Below are 7,547 nucleotides of genomic sequence, written 5' to 3' on the forward strand. Positions count from 1 at the left end.
ATGGATCTGTCGTTCTCGTACAAGGATCATTATACCACCATAGTTGAATTAAGTTCTGATTTATTGTGTAAAAACTCAAAAATCCTTTTGATTGCAGATATTTTTAGAAAATATAGGTAAAAGAATGTCCCCCGGTTCTGACCCACATAGAGTCATTGGTACGTTTAGCCTTAATCCTCATCTTGTTCTATTACCGGGGTGCCCTGTAGCACGGCTGGGTGGACCAAAAATCATCTTTCATCATCCCAGTCCGTCTGCGTGCATATTGGGGCGAATAATTATTTTCAAGTCAGTAATTTATTGTGATTGATTAGAATTTTGTCAATTTAGGCACAGGGATTGAAGGAATTATAATAGAACAAGAAACTTACTCTACATCATATGTATCATAATGCGTATTTGGCTTCATGTATGTGTAATTAGTTTTGTTTACAAAAAACAAACTAATTACTAATAGAAGGCAAATAATCCCCATAAAAGGATGGGAATTAATGCCATAGTTATTGATGATAACAAGGAACTGCTTGCGTGTTTTGTTGAATTACTCCAGTTTAGCAACATAAATGTCATAGACACAGGAAGAAATGGCAAAGAAGCTGTAGAGTTGTATCAAAAACACAGACCGGATATTCTTTTCATGGATATTGAAATGCCCCAATATGACGGATTCTATGGATTAAAAAAAATTAAAGAATGATCCAAATGCAACAGTAGTTCTAGTTACAGGCTCAGTCAATATTGAAGAAAAATTAGAAGGGTATGGTGCTACTGCAATTCTTCCCAAGCCCTTTGATACGAATAAAATCAAGGACCTAGTAAACAAGATCTGCGTCCATTAAAATTACGTATAAAATACTCTCCATCATAATAGAGTGTATCGTGTTTGGAGTATCTGACACAGACTAATCTTTAAAAACAGTCTCCAAGTGCTTGTTGTATGACAGAATATTTTGATGAAGAAGGTCTACTTAAGGTAATTAAAATTTTCGAGTTATCTGGAGAGATTTCAAAACTTAACTGGGGTTGGAACAACCACCCTGAGCCCATCAGAAGAGCACATGAGCTTATGAACAAGGGACAAAAACTCTATGTAGAAATTTCTGAATATGAGCAAAGAATTGGTTCCAAGCTTGGCATGCAACAGAAGAAAAATATCGAAGATGCCATGGAAGAGATGGGAAAATTAATCCCTTATATGAAAAATAAGATCAAGCCTACTGAATTAACAACTAGTTAGTGAGAATTTATTTTCAATAAATTTACTAAACTTGAAATAAAAAAATCTAGTATAGATATTCGAATCAGGCATTAACTTTTTTTATTTTCAATTCTTTTATTGGGGAGACAAATGGGGAATTGTGACCTTGAGATATATGTAAAATAAATTGGTAAATAGAGTGATTTTTTTCAATCTGATTAACCCAGTTAGAGTTGTCCTTTAACTGTGCCATCATGGTTTCACATACTTTACAAGGTTTGAAATCAAGTATTAATTCAACCACTGACACATTATGCACTTTCTAAATAATAAAGGATCTGTAAATTTCATAGAATTTACGTATAACACAAAAATGATCATATTTTTCAATCAGTATAGCGTTAGTAAATAGAACATGGAATCGATCAAAACTGATAATATCATACCACTTATTGAAAAAGAAACCAATCTCCACGTAGCTAATTTTGTTGAAAGCGCAATAGAGTTGGCAAAAGAGGCACATGCTGGAGTAAAACGAGAGGATGGTACTTCTTCCTTTCTTGAAACTCACATTTGGCCAGTCACGATGGATGTGATAAGACATTACATGTCAGTAAATAGATCTGTGACAAGCACCCAGATAGTTTCTGCCATGTTACATGATATTTTGGAAGATGATGAACGAATTTTAGACCTGTATGCTTCAAAGACATATGGTTTTGATGCGTACTTTGAGCATAGATTTGGTTATTATGTTAACAAGCTGGCTACAACTCTCAAGACAAAGCCATTAGAAATTTACCAGGGTTCTAACAATAAAGAACGCGAATTTGAAAGGTTCCACGATTATTGTAATATTTTATCAAAATCAGATTACGATGTGAAGGTCGTTAAACTGGCAGATCGATTAAACAACATGAGATTCATTTCCAAAATTCCAGGGAATGAAAAAATTAAGAGGTATGTAAGAGAGGCCGAAGACTTTTACTTGGCATATACAATGCTAGACCCCGCAATGCCTGACTTTTATGCATATATCAGGGATGCATATGAACAGCTACGAAAAATAGAAAAAAACACGCCTGACTTGATTACTAGATAAATCAAATCATTTGTAAAATATCCAATCTAAAAAAATTACAGATAATAAAAAATCTAGATTTTAGCCATATTGATATGTGATTCCCTTTTCTCCACGCGTATGTTTCCAATCTGTTTCTTCATAACATGTCCCACATTCAATGCACCCTTCATGTTGTATCATCACCTTATCGTTTTCTATAGAGTAACATCTTGTGGGACACAGTGTCACCATTTTTTTCATAAAGTCACTTGCTGGTTTTATTACTTTGATGTGAGACATCTCGTCATCGCTGAAATTTAGTTTTCCAATTCTTGTAGCAATAGACGGTATGCTCATAGTATAAGAAGAAGTAATCTTTTCGCCCAATCTGTCGGCTAATTCCATTGGAACTTTGACATAGGTCTCTTCTGATTCGACTAGTGGCAATAATTTTTCATAGCCTAAAATATTTGCAAATCCTACTGAAAAATTTCTCAGAGTGTCATTTGACATCAGTTTGATAACCATGCCATATTTTGAACTTAGTATATCTCTTGGAATATCTTTTGCAGTATCTAGGAAGATCTTTAGGTAGTCTTTGTCTATCTCTTTCATATCTTTAGTATAATGACTTTCTTCTAAAGAGTTGGAATATGACTTGCCAAGATTATCATGAGACAAGTTATTTTTTTCTAGGGCGTCTGCAATAGTATTTGCGGCTCTTACTGCATCATCAATTCCTACGTTAAGACCTTCTATTTTTGGTCCAATGAATATTCCTCTACCAGCTGCATCGCCTGTAAATAAGACATTTTTAATGAAAGGATTTTTCATTCTGCCTCGCTTTCCATCAGGAATGAGTTTTGCGCTATATTCTACTTCTACGTAATCGGTCTCAAGTGTAACTCCATATTTGTCAGCCATCTGAGTTTGAAGTGAAGACAACTGTGTTCGTATTTCATCTTCAGAGGCATATTTTCCACTTTTGATTAGCCTGTCCCTACCACTTGAAGAAAGGACTGCGTCCCTTGTTTCCTGCCATGACTTGATTAGTTTAGTTGTTGCAAAGCGAATTCGAATTTGTTCTTCTTTCGATAGATTCTTGTCTATTTCTTTTTTTACAGGTACTTGATCTTTGACAAATTCACTTATCATTGGATTTTTCAGAAGAGCATTTATCATCTCATATGGCTCAACCGGATTTTCAAGCAAGGAATCCAAATGATAAACTCCGCCAACAGACAAGGTATTTTTATTGGTATAAACAAATCCTCCACCAATGTGATTTAGAGTGACATCTCCTGCAAATAGATGAGCTGCACCGTCTTGTGAGCTAACTCCAAATCTTTCATTGATTATATCTTCTGGTAATTTTACTACCACTTTTACGCCTTGGTATAATTCACTTGGAGAGAATTTTTTTCTAGCACCTGTAATATTTGCAATTTCAGAATTTACTCCATCAGAGGCAATAACTGCACTTGCTTGAATCTCTTCAAGTTCATCAGTATAGATTATTGTTTTATCGCCATCCCATTTTATATCTCTGACATGTACTCCCGGGATAATTCCCCCACCGTATTTTTGAGCGCTCTCGTTTGCCTGATCTGCAAACCATTTGTTTAATTTATTCATAAGAACAGAATACCCAAAGTTTGCTTCATACTCATGAGCCGATGTCAAGTCCATCGAAAAGACCTTGTCCTTTGAGGTAGAATGTAAAATGTATTTTGTAATTTTTCTCTCTACAGGAGCATCAGTAAGAAAATTTTCATAGACATCCTCAACATTGTGTACATTTGCTTTCTTTGGTTTTTTTGAGTAGAGTATTCCTCCTGAGACACTCTTTGAACCAACCTTACCACCTGATTCCAAAAGAATAGCCTGTTTGCCTCTGTTTGATAACTGCTTCAGAGCTGCAAGTCCAGAAGAACCTCCACCAACAATTACAACATCATACTTTTCCAATATCCATCACCTATGCTTGGACGACCTTTTTTTGTGTTTTAAGACTTTCAATTAATAGTGGAAGTACATCTTCCATTTTTCCTTTGATAAACATATCACATTCATCTTTTATTGGAGAATTCTCATCAGGATTTATTGCAAGAACAAATTCAGAATCTTTCATACCAGCAAGATGTTGTATTGCTCCACTAATACCCACTGCAATGTACAACTTTGGACTTACCTTTCTTCCACTACTGCCAATCACTCTGTCTGGAATAAAATATTTTGAATCAATTGTTTGATTGATTGAAATTGGCTTTTTTGACAACGGTAGAGATATTCCAATCTCTGCATCTAATTCTGATGCAAGTTGTTCTATTAGTTTGACATTTTCTTCTGGAGATTCCTTGATTCCCCGACCAAAACTTACAATGGTTTTGCAGGCATCAAAATCAACTTCGCTTTTTATAATTTTACGATCAAGAATCTTAACCAATAGATCCTTTTGGTCAAATCTTGGAGAATACTCGATAACTTTACCATTTCTACTAGAATCAGCTTCTTTAGTTTCAAAAACTCCAGGTATTATACTACATGCCTGTGGATGATAATCTCTCTCAATGGTAGGATTTCTATTATCAAGGCAGAGAATTGTAGTCCACAAAAAGCCTGAAAAATCAGGCCTATACATCTCAAGTGTTTTTTCATATATAAGAGGCTTACCTGCTGTTTTAATTTGGTGGGTTAGTGGAAGATCCTCGATTACAAGTTTGTTAATATCTGATGCAAGACCAGAATCAAGCTCGGCCATAACAGTGGAAGAAAGATGTCTTCCCACACTATCTGCTGCAAAGAACATGTAGCGAGGCTTTTTGAAATTACCAACATCGACTGATTCAATTTTAGCTGCTACATCTTGGTCTGTTACAATCTGGGCAATCAACTTGGTGTAAATTGTATTTCTTACATAACGCAACTCAGGATTATCTACAAGTACTACAACATCTGCACCATGTTCAATAAGATCTTTTGAGATTTCTTTGACACCATCTCCTAGAAGCAGTGCAACAACTTTTTCTTTAGAAGAATATTTGATATTAAAATCATCCATGAGTCTTCTTGCTTCACAGAGCATCTCAAGACTTACTGGAACTAATTTTCCTTCTTCTTGTTCCATTACAACATATAGATGCCTATAATCTCCGTCTGTCATTTTATCACCATCGTAGATAATGCTTGACGTAGCCTTGCAACAACTCTTCCCATCTCTTCCTTGCTAGAACCATCAACCACCTCTGCCTGTCTGCCAGCTTTTCCTTTTGGAATCTTTTCTACTTTGAATACAATAGTTGGAGAACCAGCTAGTCCTATGAGTTTTGGGTCTGCTCCAAGTTGTTCTGCATTTAAAACTTTGAGGTATTGTTTGAAATTTTGTGCTCTATCGTTTGCCTCTTTTTTATATTTTTCACAAGCTAGTCTTTGTGAAGCAGTATTGAATACAGACTTGTATGAAGGGTCAATTGCGATAAAGACTGGCAGTGGAGCCTCAACCTCTTCTATAATATCATGAAATCCCTGTAGTCGAATTGAGCGTTTGGCTCTTACAGTTCTTTTTTCTACATCTACTTCATAATCAATAACATTGCCAAGAAATGTAAACCCGAGTTTCCATGCAGTCTGCGGTCCAACTTGGCCAGTCTCTCCATCGGAGGCTCTATGTCCTGAAAATACTAGATCCATCTTTCCCTGCATCTTTTGGATTCCAGCCTTTAGTAATTCGGCAGTGCCAAGAGTATCGGCACCTGCAAAAATTCTATCGCTGAAAAGGTAAGTCTCGTCTGCATCAGATATCTGCTGTGCGCTCTGAAGAATTAAATCGGCATTTGGAGGACCCATTGTTCCTATTGATACATGTGCTCCGTATCTTACCTTTGAATAAAATGCAGCACTTGCAGCAAGAGCACTATGTGGACCTAGAATATTTTTAGTCTCAGCTCGATTAAGAGTTCCATCTGGATTGTAACTTACATTTCCTTCCGAGAAGTCTGGCTCTAACTTGACAATTACTGCAATATTTAGAGGTGTCAACATTTATCGCCTTTTGTAACTATCATAGGTAAAATGTAATTTGAAAGTTTCTTGAACACTACATAAAAATTAAAATGCTATCATTTATAGTTGCTTTAAAATATCAAGATGAAAAACATGATTGGAGTCAAGACAGAAAGATCTTAGGTTTTTGCATATGGTATGTTTTATGTCTAAATTATGACATAGGTTAAGATTGAAATAAAAAAAATTGTTTAAGCGTCTTTCAGCCTAAAAGCGTGCTGGGCGATGTTTTGGTAAACATTCTTTGCAATATACTGGTCTGCCTTCTGTTGGTTTGAAAGGAACCTGTGTTTCTTTTTTACAGTCTGCACATGTAGTAGGAAACATTTCTCTATCTATTGACGACATGGTCTTTGGTGTTAGCCCCTGTGTATTAACTGTACATGTGATAATAGGCACGCTATATACCATAAATCATAGAAAAAGTATCTAGAACCACCGATTCAAACTATTTACACTACAATAGTTGCAAGTTGTGGCTATTAGAAGTTCAAGGTATATTTCTATTATATAACTATCTCTGAAAATAGTCTTAGACGTTATGCTCGGAGATAGAAGATTGACCTGCAGGCATTGATGGGAATCTGTCATTGACTGCTGCCTCTGCAACTGCCGAAGCCTCTTGAAGAATCTTCTCTGATTCTTCACTTGTAGCTTCTGAGTCAATTCCAAAGTCTCCACTGTGGAATGTATCTGTCATAAGACCACCTAGCATTTCAGTCATTCCAGATAGCTCATGGTCAGCTTCAGGCATGAATTTAACAAGCGAGGATCTTAGGTTCTTCATCAAGCCTATTGTTGGCATGATAGTTACTACAGTATCTCCCAGGTCATGGAATGTGGTAAGTCTAAGCTCAATCTGCTCAAGAGCAACTCTGGCATTTCCTAAGAGTTTTGTTACTTTTCTAACTTCGGATAATTCTTTTGATAAAACCTTACTTGTAGTAATATCGTGATTTTGTGTTGCAATTACAATTCTTTTGAATAACTTTTCATCTTTTTGTTTTAGTTTTGTAATCATTCCATCAAGTTTTCCAACTTGAGCCTGGAGTCTTTTTATTCCATTCTCTAGTCTTGGTTTTAACGCTCCTTGTGGTTTTAGTGCATCATGAAATTTTTCACCAATGCTTGGTGTTTGTGGCTTTTGCCAGTTATTTCCAAATGATGTCATGAATATCACTAAAATAATTGGTTTTTAATTTCAGGTGTGAAATACGGTTCACA

General features: G+C 35.7%; 8 protein-coding genes. 3 read left to right on the plus strand and 5 right to left on the minus strand.

Annotated elements, in window-relative coordinates; translation table 11 throughout:
* Positions 1-481: 481 nt before the first annotated feature.
* The 3 genes from C0Q33_RS00885 (at position 482) to C0Q33_RS00900 (ending at position 2,300) form a co-directional block, all read left to right on the plus strand.
* A complete protein-coding gene (locus C0Q33_RS00885) occupies positions 482-697 on the plus strand; it encodes a LytR/AlgR family response regulator transcription factor (RefSeq protein WP_101476704.1) in 216 nt (71 codons plus the stop codon).
* A gap of 240 nt (positions 698-937) precedes the next feature.
* Positions 938-1,237 (plus strand): hypothetical protein, encoded by a 300-nt coding sequence (locus C0Q33_RS00890; protein ID WP_101476705.1) that lies wholly within the window; start codon positions 938-940, stop codon positions 1,235-1,237.
* Positions 1,238-1,613: 376 nt separating this feature from the next.
* On the plus strand, positions 1,614-2,300 hold the full coding sequence (locus C0Q33_RS00900) for an HD domain-containing protein (protein ID WP_101476707.1): 687 nt from the start codon (positions 1,614-1,616) through the stop codon (positions 2,298-2,300).
* Between the two features lie 60 nt (positions 2,301-2,360).
* On the opposite strand, the gene C0Q33_RS00905 is transcribed toward C0Q33_RS00900, so the two are convergent.
* From C0Q33_RS00905 to C0Q33_RS00925, 5 genes are all read right to left on the minus strand, one after another.
* A complete protein-coding gene (locus C0Q33_RS00905; protein WP_101476708.1) occupies positions 2,361-4,229 on the minus strand; it encodes an FAD-binding protein in 1,869 nt (622 codons plus the stop codon).
* 10 nt (positions 4,230-4,239) lie between these two features.
* Entirely contained in the window at positions 4,240-5,424 is a 1,185-nt protein-coding gene (locus C0Q33_RS00910; RefSeq protein WP_245867267.1) for an electron transfer flavoprotein subunit alpha/FixB family protein, read from the minus strand.
* The gene (locus tag C0Q33_RS00915) at positions 5,421-6,299 is read right to left on the minus strand and encodes an electron transfer flavoprotein subunit beta/FixA family protein (protein ID WP_101476734.1); all 879 of its coding nucleotides are present in this window, start codon (positions 6,297-6,299) and stop codon (positions 5,421-5,423) included. Before C0Q33_RS00915 ends, C0Q33_RS00910 begins: the two co-directional genes overlap by 4 nt.
* A gap of 231 nt (positions 6,300-6,530) precedes the next feature.
* Positions 6,531-6,671 (minus strand): CxxC-x17-CxxC domain-containing protein, encoded by a 141-nt coding sequence (locus tag C0Q33_RS00920; RefSeq protein WP_101476709.1) that lies wholly within the window; start codon positions 6,669-6,671, stop codon positions 6,531-6,533.
* Positions 6,672-6,855: 184 nt separating this feature from the next.
* Complete coding sequence (locus C0Q33_RS00925; RefSeq protein ID WP_101476710.1) at positions 6,856-7,494, minus strand: Snf7 family protein; 639 nt, start codon at positions 7,492-7,494, stop codon at positions 6,856-6,858.
* Between the last annotated feature and the right edge of the window lie 53 nt (positions 7,495-7,547).

Source organism: Candidatus Nitrosotalea bavarica (assembly GCF_900167955.1).
GTDB lineage: Archaea > Thermoproteota > Nitrososphaeria > Nitrososphaerales > Nitrosopumilaceae > Nitrosotalea > Nitrosotalea bavarica.